Annotated in this window: 17 protein-coding genes; 9 read left to right on the top strand and 8 right to left on the bottom strand. The window is 41.3% G+C overall.

The window, feature by feature from the left end; all coding sequences use genetic code 11:
• Window positions 1-6 precede the first annotated feature (6 nt).
• Window positions 7-1,419 carry a glycogen synthase gene (locus tag AC59IL_RS16265; RefSeq protein ID WP_496553220.1) on the bottom strand — a complete coding sequence of 471 codons (1,413 nt, stop codon included), beginning with the start codon at window positions 1,417-1,419 and terminating at the stop codon, window positions 7-9.
• Between the two features lie 390 nt (window positions 1,420-1,809).
• Here AC59IL_RS16265 and AC59IL_RS16260 point away from each other — a divergent pair, with 390 nt between their 5' ends.
• The 4 genes from AC59IL_RS16260 to AC59IL_RS16245 all read left to right on the top strand — a co-directional run bounded on the left by AC59IL_RS16260 (window position 1,810) and on the right by AC59IL_RS16245 (window position 6,423).
• A complete protein-coding gene (locus AC59IL_RS16260) occupies window positions 1,810-3,615 on the top strand; it encodes an MFS transporter (RefSeq protein WP_496553219.1) in 1,806 nt (601 codons plus the stop codon).
• Between the two features lie 160 nt (window positions 3,616-3,775).
• On the top strand, window positions 3,776-4,756 hold the full coding sequence (locus tag AC59IL_RS16255; protein WP_496553218.1) for an ROK family protein: 981 nt from the start codon (window positions 3,776-3,778) through the stop codon (window positions 4,754-4,756).
• Window positions 4,757-4,853: 97 nt separating this feature from the next.
• Complete coding sequence (locus AC59IL_RS16250) at window positions 4,854-5,369, top strand: exonuclease (RefSeq protein WP_496553217.1); 516 nt, start codon at window positions 4,854-4,856, stop codon at window positions 5,367-5,369.
• A gap of 91 nt (window positions 5,370-5,460) precedes the next feature.
• Window positions 5,461-6,423 (top strand): polyprenyl synthetase family protein, encoded by a 963-nt coding sequence (locus AC59IL_RS16245; RefSeq protein WP_496553216.1) that lies wholly within the window; start codon window positions 5,461-5,463, stop codon window positions 6,421-6,423.
• A 22-nt stretch (window positions 6,424-6,445) separates the two neighbouring features.
• On the opposite strand, the gene AC59IL_RS16240 is transcribed toward AC59IL_RS16245, so the two are convergent.
• The 3 genes from AC59IL_RS16240 to AC59IL_RS16230 form a co-directional block, all read right to left on the bottom strand.
• Window positions 6,446-7,402, bottom strand: a complete 957-nt coding sequence (locus tag AC59IL_RS16240; RefSeq protein ID WP_496553215.1) for a phosphodiester glycosidase family protein — start codon at window positions 7,400-7,402, stop codon at window positions 6,446-6,448.
• A gap of 67 nt (window positions 7,403-7,469) precedes the next feature.
• The gene (lipA, locus tag AC59IL_RS16235) at window positions 7,470-8,408 is read right to left on the bottom strand and encodes a lipoyl synthase (RefSeq protein ID WP_496553214.1); all 939 of its coding nucleotides are present in this window, start codon (window positions 8,406-8,408) and stop codon (window positions 7,470-7,472) included.
• A 223-nt stretch (window positions 8,409-8,631) separates the two neighbouring features.
• Window positions 8,632-9,432: a hypothetical protein gene (locus AC59IL_RS16230; RefSeq protein WP_496553213.1), complete on the bottom strand. Its 801-nt coding sequence runs from the start codon at window positions 9,430-9,432 to the stop codon at window positions 8,632-8,634.
• 49 nt (window positions 9,433-9,481) lie between these two features.
• Here AC59IL_RS16230 and AC59IL_RS16225 point away from each other — a divergent pair, with 49 nt between their 5' ends.
• Entirely contained in the window at window positions 9,482-9,907 is a 426-nt protein-coding gene (locus tag AC59IL_RS16225; protein WP_496553212.1) for an OsmC family protein, read from the top strand.
• Window positions 9,908-9,994: 87 nt separating this feature from the next.
• On the opposite strand, the gene AC59IL_RS16220 is transcribed toward AC59IL_RS16225, so the two are convergent.
• On the bottom strand, window positions 9,995-10,402 hold the full coding sequence (locus AC59IL_RS16220; protein ID WP_496553211.1) for a hypothetical protein: 408 nt from the start codon (window positions 10,400-10,402) through the stop codon (window positions 9,995-9,997).
• A gap of 211 nt (window positions 10,403-10,613) precedes the next feature.
• Here AC59IL_RS16220 and AC59IL_RS16215 point away from each other — a divergent pair, with 211 nt between their 5' ends.
• The gene (locus AC59IL_RS16215; RefSeq protein WP_496553210.1) at window positions 10,614-12,002 is read left to right on the top strand and encodes a sialate O-acetylesterase; all 1,389 of its coding nucleotides are present in this window, start codon (window positions 10,614-10,616) and stop codon (window positions 12,000-12,002) included.
• Between the two features lie 147 nt (window positions 12,003-12,149).
• On the opposite strand, the gene AC59IL_RS16210 is transcribed toward AC59IL_RS16215, so the two are convergent.
• Together AC59IL_RS16210 and AC59IL_RS16205 are read right to left on the bottom strand one after the other, a co-directional pair.
• The gene (locus tag AC59IL_RS16210; protein WP_496553209.1) at window positions 12,150-12,608 is read right to left on the bottom strand and encodes a CBS domain-containing protein; all 459 of its coding nucleotides are present in this window, start codon (window positions 12,606-12,608) and stop codon (window positions 12,150-12,152) included.
• A gap of 113 nt (window positions 12,609-12,721) precedes the next feature.
• Window positions 12,722-14,305, bottom strand: coding sequence for a hypothetical protein (locus tag AC59IL_RS16205; RefSeq protein ID WP_496553208.1), 1,584 nt, complete (start codon window positions 14,303-14,305; stop codon window positions 12,722-12,724).
• A gap of 196 nt (window positions 14,306-14,501) precedes the next feature.
• Between AC59IL_RS16205 and AC59IL_RS16200 the strand changes: the two genes are divergently transcribed.
• From AC59IL_RS16200 to AC59IL_RS16190, 3 genes are read left to right on the top strand one after another with little or no spacing between them, the layout of a single operon-like run.
• Window positions 14,502-14,756: an acyl-CoA-binding protein gene (locus tag AC59IL_RS16200; RefSeq protein ID WP_496553207.1), complete on the top strand. Its 255-nt coding sequence runs from the start codon at window positions 14,502-14,504 to the stop codon at window positions 14,754-14,756.
• Between the two features lie 44 nt (window positions 14,757-14,800).
• A complete protein-coding gene (locus tag AC59IL_RS16195) occupies window positions 14,801-15,346 on the top strand; it encodes a hypothetical protein (RefSeq protein WP_496553206.1) in 546 nt (181 codons plus the stop codon).
• Window positions 15,331-16,188 carry a hypothetical protein gene (locus AC59IL_RS16190; RefSeq protein ID WP_496553205.1) on the top strand — a complete coding sequence of 286 codons (858 nt, stop codon included), beginning with the start codon at window positions 15,331-15,333 and terminating at the stop codon, window positions 16,186-16,188. Before AC59IL_RS16195 ends, AC59IL_RS16190 begins: the two co-directional genes overlap by 16 nt.
• Here the strand turns inward: AC59IL_RS16190 and AC59IL_RS16185 are convergent.
• Window positions 16,136-17,302: a glycosyltransferase gene (locus AC59IL_RS16185; protein ID WP_496553204.1), complete on the bottom strand. Its 1,167-nt coding sequence runs from the start codon at window positions 17,300-17,302 to the stop codon at window positions 16,136-16,138. The two genes, AC59IL_RS16190 and AC59IL_RS16185, sit on opposite strands and share 53 nt — an antisense overlap.
• Between the last annotated feature and the right edge of the window lie 32 nt (window positions 17,303-17,334).

The following is a 17,334-nucleotide window of genomic DNA, read 5'->3' as shown; positions in this document are numbered from 1 at the left end:
TCTTACTTATAAACTCTCATATACGTCAATATAATGCTGCACGCTGGTTTCCCAGCTGAAGTCGAGCTTCATCATGTGATGACGGATCACCTTCATTTTTTCTTTGTCGTGGTATAATTCTGCTGCCCGCCAAACCGCATGCGTAACATCAGGAACACTTGCCTGATTATAACAAATACCATAACCGCCGGGATCACCGAAATCAATTACGGTATCAATTAACCCGCCTGTGCGCCGCACCATAGGTACCGTGCCGTATCGCATCGAATACATCTGGTTTAGTCCGCAGGGTTCTACCCTCGAAGGCATCAATAAAAAATCAAGACCGGCATACATAACGTGGCTTAACGCTTCGTTATAACCGACATATACGTTATAATCAGTTTGTGATATTGGTTTCAGTGCTGCCAAACCGGCTTCTACTTCGGGGAAGCCGCTACCCAATACGAGGAAATTCATTCTTCGGCCCAAAAAGTAAAACGAGTCGCTGATAACGCGGGGCAACAGATCGGCCCCTTTTTCACCTACGAGTCTTCCGATAAAACCGATTAACGGTTTATCAAAATCGAGGTTAAACTGGTCGCACAGCAGCATTTTGTTTTTTGCCTTGCCGGCTTCCAAATCATTAATTGAATAGTGGTTTTCTATATAATGATCATGCTCCGGATCCCAAATCTTATCATCAATACCATTTAAAATACCTACACATTTGCCTTTTTCATACTCGAAAAGGGCTTCCAACCCATTGCTCATGTATTTGAGCTCGCGCAGGTAACTGGGACTAACGGTGGTTACTTTATTGGCGCATTTTATACCGCTGGCCAGGGGATTAATGGTATTGTTCCAGTCGAGCATGCCCCATTTCCACATATCCCATTGCGGAATTAAAACGCTCCGGCTCCAGGGCATCCAGCCCTGGTATTGTGCATTATGAATAGTAAGTACAGTAGGAATATGCGACAGCCCTTTATATTTACGGCAATGTTTTACCATAAAGGGTATCAGGGCCGCCTGGTGATCGTGCACATGAATTACGTGGGGTTTTGTGCTCCATGAATTGAGCCAGTCGAGCACACAGATCTGAAAGGCGGTGAAGCGTTCGGTATCGTCGGAATAACCGTAAACCTTTTCGCGGTCTAAAAGGCCATTTACATCTATCAGGTATAATTCAAATCCAAGTTTATTGGTTTTTTCCCTGATCACAGTAAATTCAAACCACCAGTTGCCCATATTGGTGTTGCCTTTATGTACTACTTCCCATTCGTTGGCATATAAAAATTTTGTGCGGTACATAGGCATAACCACCCGGGCTGCATGCCCCAGTTGGTTCATGTATTTCGGTAAGGCCCCTACTACATCTCCCAGCCCTCCTGCCTTTGCTACGGGATAACACTCTGCGCTGACATGTAAAATATCCATTCTTGGTTGATCAGTTATTAGTAAATGGAAATGTGTGTTCAATATAGGAAGGTTTTTGATTTTATGATGCAGATGGTAAAAAAATGATTACAAAGATTGCCCGAACGACACCAGTAAACGCGAACTATTTGCCAACTTTGCCTCTTCAACGACGCCCGTGCCATAAAAAATAGGTACAAAATAGTATTTGAACACACTATTGTGTGTGTTTACAAAGTGTATACTGACTGATATCATGCAACATGGTATTAAAAGCTTAAATAATTTTGCAAATATTTGATTACGTTGGATATATCAATTGCTATAAACGAATGATTAGCAATGAAAAAATTTTTCGCATGAGGATTTCTTACTACTTTCATCACTTAAATTCAAAACAACCGAACGGTTATGAATGAATCAAACCAACCAACCAACTACGGCGCTTTAAGTACTTTAGTAACTGTATTTTTTTTCTGGGGGTTCATTGCTGCATCAAATAGCATCTTTATTCCTTTCTGCAAACATTATTTTAGCCTGGATCAGTTTCAGTCGCAGCTTGTTGACTTTGCCTTTTACCTGGCTTATTATGTTGGTGCATTGTTTTTATATTTAATAGGCGTAAGCCGTGGAAAAGACCTGATGGCTTCGTGGGGATACAAAAAAGGAATTATATATGGCCTGATATTATCTGTTGTTGGGGCAGTGGCCATGATACTGGCTGTGAACTATAGCGGATTTACGGCAGTATTAAGTGCATTATTTATCGTAGCCTTAGGCTTTTCGTTACAGCAAACAGCCGCTCAGCCTTTTGCTATTACGCTTGGTGATCCGGCTACCGGTTCGCACCGCGTTAACCTTGGCGGTGGTGTAAATTCATTTGGAACCATGATTGGACCCATTGTAGTGGCTTTAGCACTATTTGGTTCTACTACCGTTACCGATGAACAGATTGCTTCATTAAAATTAGATACTGTAACTATTTTATATAGTTGTGTAGGGGCCCTGTTTTTTATTGCTGCTTTATTATTTGTTTTTTCCAAAAAACTACCTTCCGGCAAATCAGAAGCAGAAATTGAACGTTCAAACAAAGCAACTGTATCCTTACTTGTAATAACTGTTTTATTAATTGCTATGTTTATTCCCGTTTTTAGCAGTTATAAAAGTCCGGAAGCTCAAAAAATTGAAGTTTTATCAAAGGAAATTAACCAAACTCAAAAGAATCTCGATTCGCTTACCCGCATTACTGCCAATATTCCCGGGTCAACGCTTGATATTACAGGAACTACCAATAAAGCAGAATTGGAAAATTCCATCAAAACCAAAAATGCTGAGTTAATCACCTACAAACACCCGCTTGAAAAATACAGGATGTATTGGTTATTGGGGGCTTTAGGGGTTATCGTGTTCGGATTATTATTTTCCAATGTAAGTGCTTCAAAAAACAGCAGTGGCTGGGGCGCCATGCGCTATCCTCAGCTTGTATTAGGTATGCTGGGAATTTTTACCTATGTGGGTGTAGAAGTGGCCATTGCCAGTAACCTGAGTGAATTATTGAAACAAAAAGAATTTGGTAGTATAGCTACGGCAAAAGCAGCTCCCTTTATTTCATTGTATTGGGGCAGCTTAATGATTGGGCGTTGGGCAGGGGCTATTCCTGTTTTCAATCCATCAAAATCGGTAAAGAATTTCTTACTCGCGTTAGTACCTCTTGTGGCATTTGGTATTACATTAGGTGTTAATGCAATTGCCAAAAATGATGTTTCATCGTTATACTGGTATATCATCTGCGTAGTGATACAAATTGCCGGTTTCTTCATAAGCCAGGAAAAGCCTGCTTTAATGTTGCTGATTTTCAGCTTATTGGGCATTTTAGCTATGGCTATTGGTCTTGTTACTGTAGGTCATGTTGCCACTTATGCATTTTTAAGCGGTGGATTATTCTGCTCAATTATGTGGCCATGTATCTTTTCATTGGCAATTGCCGGTTTGGGAAAATATACAACGCAGGGTTCATCATTTTTGGTGATGATGATTTTAGGAGGAGCCATTATACCACCTATACAGGGAAAACTGGCAGATATTATTGGAATACATCAATCGTATTTTGTTACTGTAATATGTTTTGCTTACCTGGCATTTTTTGCATGGAGAGTAAAACATATTTTAAAATCACAGGGTCTCGATTTTGATCAGCAACTAAGTGGAGGTCATTAATACGCAAATTGGTGGTATCTTCGCGCCGCAAAAAAGTTAGCAGCCTGCAATCAGTACCTCAATTGCCGGCTGTTAACCTGATTCAGATGCGCCAAAAAATGACTGTACGCAGTCTGCATAAGGCAGCACATGATGAAAATTAAGAAACTGAATAATTGAAATGAGACAACAAGAGTTTGCAATTGGAATTGATATCGGCGGCACGAATACAGTATTCGGTATTGTAGATCACCGGGGCGATATTTCGTACCGGGGAGCCATTTCTACCCGTAAACACAAGGATATTAACGCATATATCGACGATCTGGCCAATGCACTTGCTCCCGCTATAGAACAAACCGGTGGCATTGGCGCCATCCGGGGCATTGGTATCGGCGCTCCCAATGGAAACTATTACAAAGGCACTATTGAATATGCTCCGAACTTACCGTGGAGAGGATTGATTCCATTGACAGAAATGATGAATACCAAATTCGGTATTCCCTGTGCATTGACCAATGATGCCAATGCTGCTGCAGTGGGCGAAATGATGTACGGAGTAGCTCGTGGTATGAGGGATTTTATAATGATCACACTTGGAACCGGCGTAGGCAGCGGAATTGTGGCCAACGGCCAGTTGATTTACGGTCACGATGGATTTGCCGGTGAACTAGGCCATATAACCATCATTCCCGGCGGCCGTTTACACAAAGGCACCGGTTTGCGTGGTTCGCTCGAAGCTTATGCGTCGGCCACCGGCGTAACGCTTACGGCCATTGAGTTTCTTGAAAAAGATCCCAATCACGAAAGCCTGCTGCGCAATTATGCAAAAGAGGAAATCGACTCGCGCATTGTATACGAATGCGCCATGCAGGGCGATAAAATAGCCAAAGAGGTATATGAGTTTACCGGCGAAATATTAGGGCTGGCACTTGCCAATTTTGTAATGTTCTCGTCGCCCGAGGCCATTATTTTATTTGGCGGTATGACCAAAGCCGGTGACCTGATTTTGAAACCTACGCGTGAGCATATGGAAAAAAATCTGCTTCCGATATTCCAGAACAAAGTAAAACTGTTGTTCTCGGAATTGCGCGAGGCCGATGCGGCTATTCTGGGCGCCAGTGCGCTGGTGTGGGAGGCGAAGACTGATAAGGTGGTTTAAAAATATCGAATAATAAATGTTCAATAATGAATGTCGAAGTGCCTTTACTTCGACATTCTTCATTTATTATTCAATATTCAATATTCAATATTTGTATATGTCTTACATTATGGTAGATATCGAAAGCGACGGGCCTATACCCGGCGACTATTCGATGATTTGTTTTGGTGCTGTGCTTGTTGATGAACAGCTCAGCAATACTTTTTATGGAAAATTAAAACCGGTTTCGGATAAATTTATCCCGGAAGCATTGGCCGTTTCGGGCTTTTCGCGTGAAGAAGTACTATTGTTCGATGATCCGGCAACAGTGATGATACAATTTAAAAACTGGATCCAGACAGTTTGTAAAGACCGGCCGGTTTTTATCAGCGATAACAACGGGTTCGACTGGATGTTTATCTGCTGGTATTTTCATCATTTTACCGGTTCAAATCCTTTCGGGCACAGCTCGCAAAACCTGGGCAGTTTGTACAAAGGAATGGAGAAAGATATGTTTAAAAATTTCAAGCACCTGCGCGAAACCAAACATACGCATCATCCGGTTGATGATGCAAAAGGAAACGCCGAAGCATTGCTGACAATGAAAAAGATTGGGTTGAAGATAAAGCTGTAGCCCTGCGCTTAAGTGCGGGGTGTATGTAAATTTTGCCCGTACTTATTTTTAAACCGGTTTGCAGTTTTAGTGTTATGCTCCAGGTATATATATGGAATTAGTTAAACAGGTTATAGGCCCCGCGTTGGCGCATTTTGAACAGTATCTTGCTGAAGCATTTACAAGTGATGTTCCATTATTGAACAGCATTCTCGTTTACCTGGCAAAACAAAAAGGGAAGCGAATGCGTCCTATGATTGTTTTGTTATGTGCCCGCCTGGGTGGCGACATCAACGAAAGCAGTTACCGGGCGGCACTGTTTGTTGAAATGCTGCATATATCTACATTGGTGCACGATGATCTGGTTGATGATGCAATGGAGCGACGCAGTGCTTTTTCGGTTAATGCTTTATGGAAAAACAGGTCGACCGTTTTTACCGGCGATTACCTTTTCACAAAAAGTGTGCTGCTGTTGCTATCGCATAACGAGCACCGGGTTCTGAAAATATTTTCAGAAGCTGCAGGAAAAGTTATTGAAGGCGAATTATTGCAGTTGGAAAAATCCCGCAAACTGAATTTGAATGAAGACGTTTATTATGACATTATAAAAGGGAAGACCGCTACCCTTTTGGCCGCCTGTTGTGCCGCCGGTGCAGCTACCACTTTCAAAGATGAATACGAGGTTCAGCAACTATACAAATTTGGAGAATTGCTGGGTATGGCCTTTCAGGTGAAAGACGATTTGCTTGATTATGGCAATACCGATATTGGTAAACCTACCGGCAATGATATTAAAGAAAGAAAAGTAACGCTGCCTCTGTTGTATACATTAAATAACTGCGATAAAAACCTGCGTAAACAACTGCTGTACATTATTAAACACAAAAATACAGATGTTGATAGTCTGGCTTTTTTAACAAAAGAAGTTAAGCTGCAGGGTGGCATAGAATATGCCCAAAAGAAAATGCAATTTTTTCGCGATGAAGCGTTAAAGATACTTCATCAGTTTCCTTCCTCGCCGGCACGTTCGGCCATAGAAGAATTGGTGAAGTACACTACAGAGCGGGAAAAATGATTTGCCGGTTGTCAATTGCCTGTTACCTATTGATTTTGATTTTCTTCTTCACCATAAACACACTCGCAACCGGCCGCTGGCCTTCTTTGCCGGCAGGTTGATTGGTAGTTTTTCCGTTTACCAGCATGCAACTGCTGCTGCCGCCATCGAGATTCAACGCTTCAACACAACCCAGTTCAATCATTATACGGGCTTCTTCTTCGAGGGTAGCGCCTTCGGCTATGCCGGGCGAACGCCCTTCAATGATCAGAATAATGAGCCGGCGGTTGCGGGTATAGCCGATCGCTGTACGCGGATGCCTGTCGTCGGTTTCATAGGCAAACAACTGCTCTTCTTTATTGCTGATAAAAACGGCTCCATCCTGTACCAGCACCGGGCCCCCGCCGATAGCAGTATACATTTTCCACCATTTCCATTGCTCCAGCGTGTGCAGGTCTTTGAGCGAAGGATCGGGATTGCTGCCTTTGGCAATGATGGGCCGGCTTTGAAAAGCATAAGGCCATCGTTTAGCCGTGTCGGTGAATACCCAGGCTATATCGGGCCATCGTTTTTTGGTAAGTCCGAATGCGCTGCGGGTGGCGTAATAAAACGAATCGTTGTACAGGCTTTTCAGCGCCGGTATGTTATACGCTTCCATTTTTCCTTTGCGTATAATTACATTCAGATTTTGATGGGTTTGATAGGAGAAGTATCCCCCGTTTATTACAATATAAGGATTGCCCTCCATGGCATAATATTCCGAGGGCGTAAAGCATTTACCCTGGCCGGTTTGCGTGGTAAATTCAAGGTGTTTGTCTTTAAGACGTATTTCGGCACACCAGGCTTTAAATGGCCGGCCGTTTAATGAATCGGTAGTTTTAAAAATACGGATAGATTTTGGCAGGCTGTCAAAATCGTTACTCACCTTCTTCCAATGCAGCTGTGCAAAACAAAAAGGAGTTGTAAGGAAGAACAGAATGAAGGCAAGACATTCTTTCATTTAATATCGAATATTGAATGTAGAATGATGAATGTAGCAGTAAAAGCATTTCATCATTCATTATTTGTTATTCGTTATTCAATATTTCTTTCTGCTTAAGCCATTGCTCTCTTCCATAACCGGGTATTACATGACGATCGCTGTGGTAAGATGAACGCACCAGCGGACCGCTTTCAACAAAATCAAATCCCATGTTATAACCGGCCTCGCGGTATTCGGCAAATTCATCGGGATGAACAAAACGCATCACCGGCAAATGCTTCTTTGTGGGTTGCAGGTATTGTCCAATGGTAATTACGTCTACATCGCTGTTGCGAAGGTCCTGCATGGTTTGTAATACTTCTTCTTTTTTCTCGCCCAGACCCAGCATAATGCCGCTTTTGGTGCGCATGCCGCCCTGTTTAAGCACTTTCAGCACTTCCATGCTGCGGCGGTATTTGGCCTGAATGCGAACCTGTCTGGTAAGACGTTCTACCGTTTCAATATTATGCGATACCACTTCAGGAGCGGCATCGATAATACGCTGTATATTTTCAACCTCCCCTTTAAAATCGGGAACCAGTGTTTCGAGTGTGGTATTTGGATTTAATGCTTTTACCGCTTTAATGGTATTGTACCATATAATACTGCCGCCATCTTTCAGCTCATCCCTGTCGACCGAAGTAAGTACGGCATGTTTTACCTTCATCAGGTAAATGGTTTCTGCCACGCGTTGCGGTTCATCCCAGTCAACGGCTTCGGGGCGGCCGGTAGCAACGGCACAAAAACCGCAGCTGCGGGTGCAAACATTACCCAATATCATAAATGTGGCCGTCCCTTCGCCCCAGCATTCGCCCATATTAGGACAATTACCGCTTTCGCAAATGGTGTGCAGTTTATGGTTATCTACCAGGTTGCGCACATTGCGGTAACTTTCACCGGTTGGCAATTTCACACGAAGCCAGTTGGGCTTTTTAACCACCGAAGTCGATTCGTTCACATTATTAATAACGGGTAATTCCTGCATATGTCTTTTATTCTTAATTAAACCCTTATTTACGTGTCAGGAATACTAACAACTTCCGACAGAAAAGGTTTAATTGATAGATTGCTAACAAATTGATTTAAACCGAACTATACCGCCCTGCAAAAGCGGGGGTATTAAATTATGGGCAAAAGTAACACAAAAGTAGATACCAGTTACCGGTTACCGGTTTCCTGGTAACTGGCAACTGGTAACCGGTAAAAGCTCACTTTCGTCGCCCGAGCAGCAGCGAAATATATGCGTTGAAGAAAAAGTTCTTTTGAGGATTGTAGGCCATCTGGTCTACCTTACTAAAATAGTATTCGGCATTTAGTCCAACCTCAATGGCCGAAACAGTTTCATTGAACCGGCCGTAATCAAAACGAAGGGCTCCTTTGGCATGTAAACCGTATTTAGGCTGAACTTTATCCCACCCAACGGTAAAGCCCGAAGCGCCCTGCTCCTGGTAGCCGCTGTCGATAATTTCGGGATATGTTTTACGGTAACGTTGCTGCGCTTTATCTACAATGTCAACATAATACGGTTTTTGTAATCCAATGGTAATACCGCCTGCATAGGCAGCCATAACAGCTACGCCGTTTTTATTGCCTTTTCCGCCAATGATGCGTTGCTGACCGGCGCCGAGTTTTACCTGGTAAAAATTATTCGTTTTGCCATAGATCACGCTGTTGAAGTTGAAACCGTTCAGTAGCGAGGTGCGTTTTTCTTTCTTATGCTTTTTTTCATTTATTTCAATCTGAAAAATATTGGCAACCCGTGCACTTTTAAAGCGGCCAATTTCATAGGAAATTCCATACCCATCGGTATTTAATTTCAGTCCGAATGCATTTTGTTTACTAAAAATAATTTCTCCTTCTTCCTCCTGCTTCATCAGGTTATTAATCCTTTCGCGTTTAGCTGCCTGTTTGTCTTTTTTTGATGTTGGCGATTTTGGTGTGGGATTATCCTGCGCCCATAAAGTGGAGGCAAGTGTACCAGCCAAAAGGAACAAAACAAATTTCTTCACTGGCTATGTTTTGATTATTAAACGTAAATTTAAGGTAAAAATATACATAATGACCTCAACAGTAATTTACGAAGGAAATCTGAGAACGGTTTGTACGCACGTAAAATCCGGTACCGTTATTGAAACCGATGCGCCACCCGATAACCAGGGCCTGGGAGAACGTTTTTCGCCAACCGACCTGGTGGCAACTGCTCTTGGAACCTGCATGCTTACTATAATGGGTATTAAAGCCCGGGATATGCAGGTTGATCTGAAAGGTGTAAAAATTGAAGTAGAAAAAATAATGAAAGCCGATCCCCGCCGTATTGGTGGTATAAATTTAACATTTCATTTCCCGGATACATTACAGGTAGATGAAAAGCAAAAAACTATTCTGGAACGCGCTGCCAATACCTGCCCCGTTATGTATAGTATTCACCCCGATATTGAAGTGAAGGTGGTTTTTAACTGGAAACCCGAGATGATTGTTGGGTAGAATTTTGAATATCTGATTACATCAACCTCACCCCAGGCCCCTCTTTCCTTAAGGTAAGGGGTTTGGGGTGAGGTTTTTTAAAGAACCTTACTGAATAGTAACCCTTATACCGCTGGTTGAAACCGGTGCACTTAAAATAAACTTGTTAGTGCCGGCAACAATGTTAACAGTACCTACCACGCCTGCACTGGTGGTAATAGTAGCAACCGCATTCGCCGGAACGGTATTGAAAATTATATAAATGTAAATATCGTCTTTGACATCATCGTATTTGAGTGGCGCACCCGACCCGCTACCAGGCCGGATGTTAGTCAATGAAACGACATCCGTCGACGATTCAACACTTATACTTGTCAGCACCTCATTGGTATAGTTGTCAACAATCACCTCGCATAATCTCGGATCTTTAACATAGTTACCCGAAGGTTTTTGCGTAAAGCTGCTGAACAGTACGAGAGATAAAAAGATCACAGAAATAAGGCTTTTCTTTTGCATCGAATAAAAGGTTAAGGTTAAAAAAATAATACGGTTAAATATAAACGATTTTACCGGGCTAATACCTGCAAAACTTTTTAAAGGTTAAACCAAAAGATACCCGGTCGATTAATGATTTATTTGCAATTATTCTGCGTCTTTACACCTCTGTACAGTAATCTTTGATTAGAAATTAATTTTCAAGTTTATATTTGGCCCCAAATTGCTATATATGAAAAAATGGTCATCACTGTTTTTTATTTGCTTATCTCTCGTATGCCATGCCAATATTCGCCTCCCGGCCGTCATCAGCAGCAATATGGTGCTGCAGCAACAGTCGACCGTAAAGTTGTGGGGCTGGTGCGGACCTGCCGAAAAGATTGCCGTTACAACTTCCTGGAACAACAAAACCGATACTGTTGTTGGTACACGGGATGCCAAATGGCAAATCAGCATTCAAACTCCGGCTGCCGGCGGACCTTATACTATTACATTGAAAGGTGGGAATACCATCGTTCTTGAAAATATACTCATTGGCGAAGTATGGGTTTGTTCGGGCCAATCGAATATGGAATGGAGTTATAACAACAAATTAAAAGATATCGCCGACGAACTGCCAACCTGCTACAATACCAATATTCGTTTTTTTCATATTCCAAAAACCACAGCCGAATATCCGCAGGACGATTGCGCAGCTCAATGGACGATCTGCGATTCAAATACCCTGAAATCATTCAGCGCTGTCGGCTATTTTTTTGGTAAAAAGCTCAATAAAGACCTGAACGTACCTATCGGACTGATCAATACCAGCTGGGGCGGCACACCGGCCGAAGTATGGACCCCCGAAGAAAAAGTAAATAACGATGCCGAATTAAAAAGTGCAGCAGCGAAACAGGAACCCAAAGCATGGTGGCCTTATTTGCCGGGCGCAACCTACAATGCCATGATAGCGCCGATCACTAATTATGGTATTGCCGGCAGCATTTGGTACCAGGGTGAAAGTAACACAGGTACTGCCAGCACCTATAGTAAATTGCTTACAACCATGATCGATGCATGGCGCAAGGCATGGAACAAGGATTTTCCTTTTTATTTTGTTCAGATCGCTCCCTTTAAATATGGAAATAATTACATCGGCGCCCTGTTACGCGAGCAGCAAACGAAAGCCATGGCGCATCCCAACACCGGAATGGTGGTGATTAGCGACCTGGTTGCCGATACGGCAAACATACACCCTACCAATAAACACGATGTGGGCGCCCGTTTAGCCAACTGGGCCCTGCACGACACCTATAAAAAAGAAGGATTTGCCTATAAAAGCCCCCTGTATAAGAACATGGAGGTAAAAAAAGGCAAAGCATATATCGAATTTGATAATGCGCCCAATGGACTAATGGCAAAAGATAAAATCATTACCGAATTGTATGTAGCGGGCAGCGATCAGCAGTTTTACCCGGCCGAAGCAAAAATTGAAAAAGATAAACTGGTAGTATGGAGTAAGCAGGTAAAAGAACCGGTTGCCGTACGGTATGCATTCGGCAATACCGCCATTGGTAATTTATATAGCAAAGAAGAATTACCGGTTGCTCCGTTCAGAACAGATAGCTGGGACGTGAAGTAGTTTCTGGTTTGTGGTTTGTAGTTTGTGGTTCTTTAGGTGAAGCTTGCTGTACGATTTTGATCCTGTTAACCAGTTAAGGTGTTTGATAATAATAATGAAACTCCAAAGCGCGGCAGCAACCACAAACTACAAACCCGAAACCTCAAACTAATATATTCGTCCCCTGCCCTCGGCAGTATCAATTAATTTTTGAGCAAGACCATCGTCAAAAACTTCCTGGCGGTTAGCCAATACCTGGCGCAGCAGATCATGAATAGTAATGATGCCGGCAAACTGGTGTTTGTCGTAGGCTACCAGGTAGCGCGCTTTGTGTTTTGCAATCAGGGTCATACATTGCTCAACGGTGTCGGTTAAATCAACCACCGGCAAATCGATCGTCATTACTTCTTTTACCTGTGCCGAATTACTCGACCGGCCTTTTAAAATTACATTGCGACTGTAATCGCGTTCACTAAAAATGCCTTTATATTCTTCACCATCCATTACGATCAGGTAACTCAGGTTTACCTCATCCAGTAAATGCAGGGCATCAATGACCAGGGCAGTAGACTGAATGATATTTTCAGGACGGGGCTTGCTGGCAATGATATCGTCTACAGTTCTCATGAAATGATCATTTTTATTTAAATATCGTAATTTATTTTATACAAACTGATTAAAATCAGCGGTAGGGATGATATAAATCACGGGTCAATTTACGATAAAACAGCGGCTAAAATTTATTGAATTTTTTTGTGCTGACCCGTATCAAAAAACGGGTCGTTCACATAAATACTGGTATCGGGCAGGTATTTTAACCGTTCCTGAAAATACTGGTTTAAAATAACCCTGAACGTATTAACCGGTGTCATGGAATCATATAATGCCGTGTAATTTTTATCATAAAAGTAGATGGCATTTAAATTGTCGAAAAACCGGCCTGTTTTATCCGGTTCTCCATAATCACGAAAACCATGATCGCCTTCCAGTACAATAATTTTATTAAGGGTATCTTTTTTTAAAATCGAAGTGATGGCCTGCTTTACCAGTTGCCTGCTATAAATCAGTTGGTTTAGATATGCTTTTTTGACCGGCTGTTTTGGGCCTGTATTGTCTGCCTCTTTCAGCGTGCCATCTTTATTGAAAAAATACGGATCGTGGGGCAACATAATGTGGCAATACACAAATCTTGGCGTCGATTGCTTTGCCGATAATACCGATTGCAACCCGTTCATATTGCCATACACATAATCGTTCAGGTAAACAGATCGGGCCTGTTTAAGTGACGCTGTAGTGTGCCATACCCAGTCGATTAACGTGTTGTTGGTAACATTCCACATAAGATCTCTTTGAACTCTGCCCGGAAGGGTTTGCATAATAAATACATGCTTGCTCTTATCATTAAAATAAGGCTTGCCCAACGTAGGGTTGTCTTTCAAATCAAAAACCGAATAATTGATAATCTTATAACCTCTTGTTTGCAAATATGAAATTAGCCGGCTTTGTTCAACTGTTTTGTTCCCTTTTAATAAATCCTTTGCTGTAAGCATCCGGTTGTTTACTTCATTGTTTAAATAGGTGAAATTTAAAGTAGATGCAACCGAGAACGGGGTAATATGATAATTACTTTTTGATTTAGTTACTGTATAAAAACCGTTATAATTCAAAAAACTATCCAATTCTGCATTATTATAGCCAAACTCATCTTTTAAACAACGGGAACTGGTAAAACAATCAAAAATTATAAAATAAATATTGGGAGCTTTCTCTAAAACCGTGTTATTATATAAAGGGTCTGTGTGTGAGTTTTCAATCAGTATATTTTGGCCGGGCTTTTCTAAAAAAATATTTCGCATTAAGTATGAAAATTCCCACACTACTAATATACCAATCGTTAAATGAACATACTGACATACATGGTAAAATGTTTTATCAGATCTTTTTATAAAGATCAAAACTGTTGCTGTAATTATGGGTAACACACATAATAAAAATCTGTATTTTTTAAAAAAATCCCCTATAGGCAATTCTTTAATAAAATCCTGTAAGGAACCAAAGAACAACAAAATCGAAACAAGAAAGGTAGTGAAAAGAATCACTTTGGTTTTGCATTTAAATAAATACCATAATCCCAAAGAAGCAGCAACAACAAAAACAAAATAATAAGTACCAAATAATAAAGATTCCCGAATCGGAATAAGTCCAAAGTATGCGTTATTTTCATGAAGGATAAAATAAACAACCAGCAAAACCGGGTAAATGTATTTAGCAATAGAGGCTATTTTTTTAAAACCGGTAAAAATGCCATTATTTTTATTGATCACTGTTTAGTCTGTTGTGGTTTTAGATTTAAATAAACAATGTACCCGGGCTTCGCGAACCGAAGCTGTATGAAAAAAATAAAATTAGCCCTTTTAAAATTACAAAGTATAGGAAAATCACGCATATCGCAACAATACATTATACTATAACCATATGGCCGGAATCCCCTATTTTCGCAAGAACCAAAAACCGGCACCTATGAGTATGCAGGAATTATTCGACCAGGCTGTGCAACGCAGCAAAGCCTTAGCCGAAAAACCGGATAATGATATTTTATTGCAATTGTATTCGCTGTACAAACAGGCTACGGAAGGCGATGTGAATGTTGACCCACCCGCCAATGCATTCGATTTTGTAGGCAAAGCCAAATTCAATGCCTGGACGGGTTTAAAAGGCAAAGCAAAAGAAGCGGCTATGCAGGAGTATGTTGATCTGGTAGCGAAACTTAAGTAAGTTGTAAGTTTTAAGTTGTAAGTAATAAGTCAGGCTCCCGCAGCATGAAAAAAACATTTCTTTATAAAGTCTGGTTGCACGATCGCAGGCTGTTTTATATAATGGCTGTGTTTTGTGCGTTCACCATCATCTTTAATGTTTTGGGTGATGAGGTAACGCCTTTTTTTGTTTGGGGCATGTATTCGGAAAAGGAAAAACCGGTGGAGCAATACGAAGTATTGCGAACAACGATTAATGATAGCCTTGTTATAGATGCTGCCGGCGGTTATGCCGATGCTACCCGGTTTTATTTAATTGGCCCGCTGGCCAGTTACAAAAAAATAAAAGATAACGGTGGCGTTGACCCCTTAAAAAACTTTCTGCAACTAAAGCTGAATAAACACTACAATTGGGTTCGATTTGCAGAAAATAAAGTCTTTAATTATGATGTATCGCAACAGGTATTTTTTACCTGGTATAATACATACCTGCAGCAAATAACGCATGTTGATGTGCGTACCGTTCAGATAGATGTAGTGCAGGTACATTACGATCGCGAAAAAATTGTAGTTGATTCAGTTTATTTGTTTGAAAAATGGAGAAAGCTTTAACTGAAAGTGACTTTTATTCACAGCCTGAACGAAACCGGATTTGCAGAATAGTATTTCTGTTTATTTTTTTTACGCTGCTTTATTCGCTGGCTTCGCATACCCTGCTGCACCAGATAGGCAAACCGGTTATCAAATTTCCTTATGTTGATCTTACCTATTGGTTAATGCACTTATTGCAGGTACCCGAAGCGATAACAAGCAATTACCTGATTGCTGTTGTTTTTGATCTGCTGCTTTTTATTACATGCATTTTATGTTTTCTGTTTCCGCAAAAGCGGGGATTTATTATAGCGTTTATTGTTCTTTATTTTATTTACTTTATCACCTTCAATACCTATGGTACGCACCACACCAATCCCAAAATAGGCGTGCTGCTGGCGCCGGTACCATTTGTGGCGCGTAATAACAAATCGTTTAATTACCTGTGGCAGGCACTTCGTTACTTTTTGCTGTTTGCCTACAGCTGCGCTTTTTTGTGGAAGTTCTTTCGATTCAGCTGGCTGCATAAAGATCAGGGAATATTAATAATGAAGAAAAATTGGGCAGCTTATTTATACTATGACCCCAATTCATGGCTGGCAGGTATATATTACTGGTTTTTGCAACATGCCGCGTTGATGAATGCTTTATTTATTGCCGGATTTATTTTGGAAGGACTATTTATTATCGGGTTCTTTACCCGCAGGTTTGACCGGTATTTATTTATTTTCTCTCTGTTGTTGCCGCTTGGTTTCTGGTTTACGGCTGATGCGTTATTTGTTGAATTATTGATTTTAAGTTTAACCTTACTCAATCTGCATCCCCTGCTGAGGTTTGTAAAACCCGGTTATATACATCGTTGATCTGATGACCGATTTCGGTATAGCTGAATTGTTGCCGGGCGTTTTCGGCAATTGTTGCCCTGTTAAACCGGTTATAATTGCCCATCAGCTGCTGCATCGATTGCAATAAAGCGGTTTCGTTGCCAACCGGTACCAGCATTCCATTACTATTGTCGATCACTTCGGCAATGCCGCCCGTATTTGTTGAAATTACCGGTAAGCCGCAACACAGCGCCTCGATTATTACACAAGGCATATTTTCGATGTTGCTGAATAATATCAGCGCATTGGCCTGCCGCATGTTCTGTGCTATTGCTTCATAAGATAGCTGCCCGGTGAAAAAGATCGCCGTATTTAGTAATCCTGAGCGTTGGGCGGCTTCAAATACCTCGGCAGTATAAGGGCCGGCCAGTATCAATTCAGTACCGGGTTGTTGTTTATTTAAGGCACAAAACGCATCAATAATACCAATCACATTTTTTCGGGGCCCCATTTCCGATACATGAATAAACCTGAATTTTTTTTGTGCCGAAGGCGAATAATAAAACAAACCGGTGTCTGCCACATTGTAAATGACCGTAAAGTCTTTTTTTATTACCCGTTCATTTATTGCTTCGCCCAGGTTTTGGCTAACCGGTAAAAGCGCGCTGGCCTCTTTAAATATTTTTTGAGTATAATGTTTGAAATAAAACGAACGACGACTGAAACGATCAACTACTTCATCGTTATATATGGCAAAATGTTCGGTACACACATAGTCAATGCCATAGGTGCGTTTTAGCCATAAGGCAATTAATCCGGCCTTAACCGGAACCTGCACGTGCACCAGGTTTGGCCTTCCATGCTTTTTAATAAAGCTGCCGATTATCTGTTTATATATATTGAAATATTTTTTCCACGATATGAGGCGCGGCAATAAAGAACTGCTTTTGTAATATGCAATGGTTTCATACAAATTTCCGTTTTGCGCAAAAGTGGTTACCTGATTTTCTTTAAGCGATTCGTCCTCTGCCACAAAAAACACATGAATTTCTGCATATGCCGATGTGGCCTGCGCCATCCGTTGAATAAAATCCCCGTCGAAAGGCGCTGTTTTATTAGGATACCAGCTGGGCAGCCACAATATTTTTTTCATAAATAGTATAAAATTGAACCCTGAACGGTTGC

The sequence above is a fragment of the Niastella sp. sgz303648 genome, assembly GCF_059587045.1.
The sequence above is the reverse complement of the archived record's forward strand: the minus strand, read 5'-3'. Positions and strand labels throughout refer to the sequence as shown.

What these genes read in the sequence shown, in the direction of transcription:
- AC59IL_RS16265 (WP_496553220.1), bottom strand. Translation starts at nt 1,419, where the DNA reads ATGGATATTTTACATGTCAGCGCAGAGTGTTATCCCGTAGCAAAGGCA.
- AC59IL_RS16260 (WP_496553219.1), top strand. Translation starts at nt 1,810, where the DNA reads ATGAATGAATCAAACCAACCAACCAACTACGGCGCTTTAAGTACTTTA.
- AC59IL_RS16255 (WP_496553218.1), top strand. Translation starts at nt 3,776, where the DNA reads ATGAGACAACAAGAGTTTGCAATTGGAATTGATATCGGCGGCACGAAT.
- AC59IL_RS16250 (WP_496553217.1), top strand. Translation starts at nt 4,854, where the DNA reads ATGTCTTACATTATGGTAGATATCGAAAGCGACGGGCCTATACCCGGC.
- AC59IL_RS16245 (WP_496553216.1), top strand. Translation starts at nt 5,461, where the DNA reads ATGGAATTAGTTAAACAGGTTATAGGCCCCGCGTTGGCGCATTTTGAA.
- AC59IL_RS16240 (WP_496553215.1), bottom strand. Translation starts at nt 7,402, where the DNA reads ATGAAAGAATGTCTTGCCTTCATTCTGTTCTTCCTTACAACTCCTTTT.
- lipA (WP_496553214.1), bottom strand. Translation starts at nt 8,408, where the DNA reads ATGCAGGAATTACCCGTTATTAATAATGTGAACGAATCGACTTCGGTG.
- AC59IL_RS16225 (WP_496553212.1), top strand. Translation starts at nt 9,482, where the DNA reads ATGACCTCAACAGTAATTTACGAAGGAAATCTGAGAACGGTTTGTACG.
- AC59IL_RS16220 (WP_496553211.1), bottom strand. Translation starts at nt 10,402, where the DNA reads ATGCAAAAGAAAAGCCTTATTTCTGTGATCTTTTTATCTCTCGTACTG.
- AC59IL_RS16215 (WP_496553210.1), top strand. Translation starts at nt 10,614, where the DNA reads ATGAAAAAATGGTCATCACTGTTTTTTATTTGCTTATCTCTCGTATGC.
- AC59IL_RS16210 (WP_496553209.1), bottom strand. Translation starts at nt 12,608, where the DNA reads ATGAGAACTGTAGACGATATCATTGCCAGCAAGCCCCGTCCTGAAAAT.
- AC59IL_RS16200 (WP_496553207.1), top strand. Translation starts at nt 14,502, where the DNA reads ATGAGTATGCAGGAATTATTCGACCAGGCTGTGCAACGCAGCAAAGCC.
- AC59IL_RS16195 (WP_496553206.1), top strand. Translation starts at nt 14,801, where the DNA reads ATGAAAAAAACATTTCTTTATAAAGTCTGGTTGCACGATCGCAGGCTG.
- AC59IL_RS16190 (WP_496553205.1), top strand. Translation starts at nt 15,331, where the DNA reads ATGGAGAAAGCTTTAACTGAAAGTGACTTTTATTCACAGCCTGAACGA.
- AC59IL_RS16185 (WP_496553204.1), bottom strand. Translation starts at nt 17,302, where the DNA reads ATGAAAAAAATATTGTGGCTGCCCAGCTGGTATCCTAATAAAACAGCG.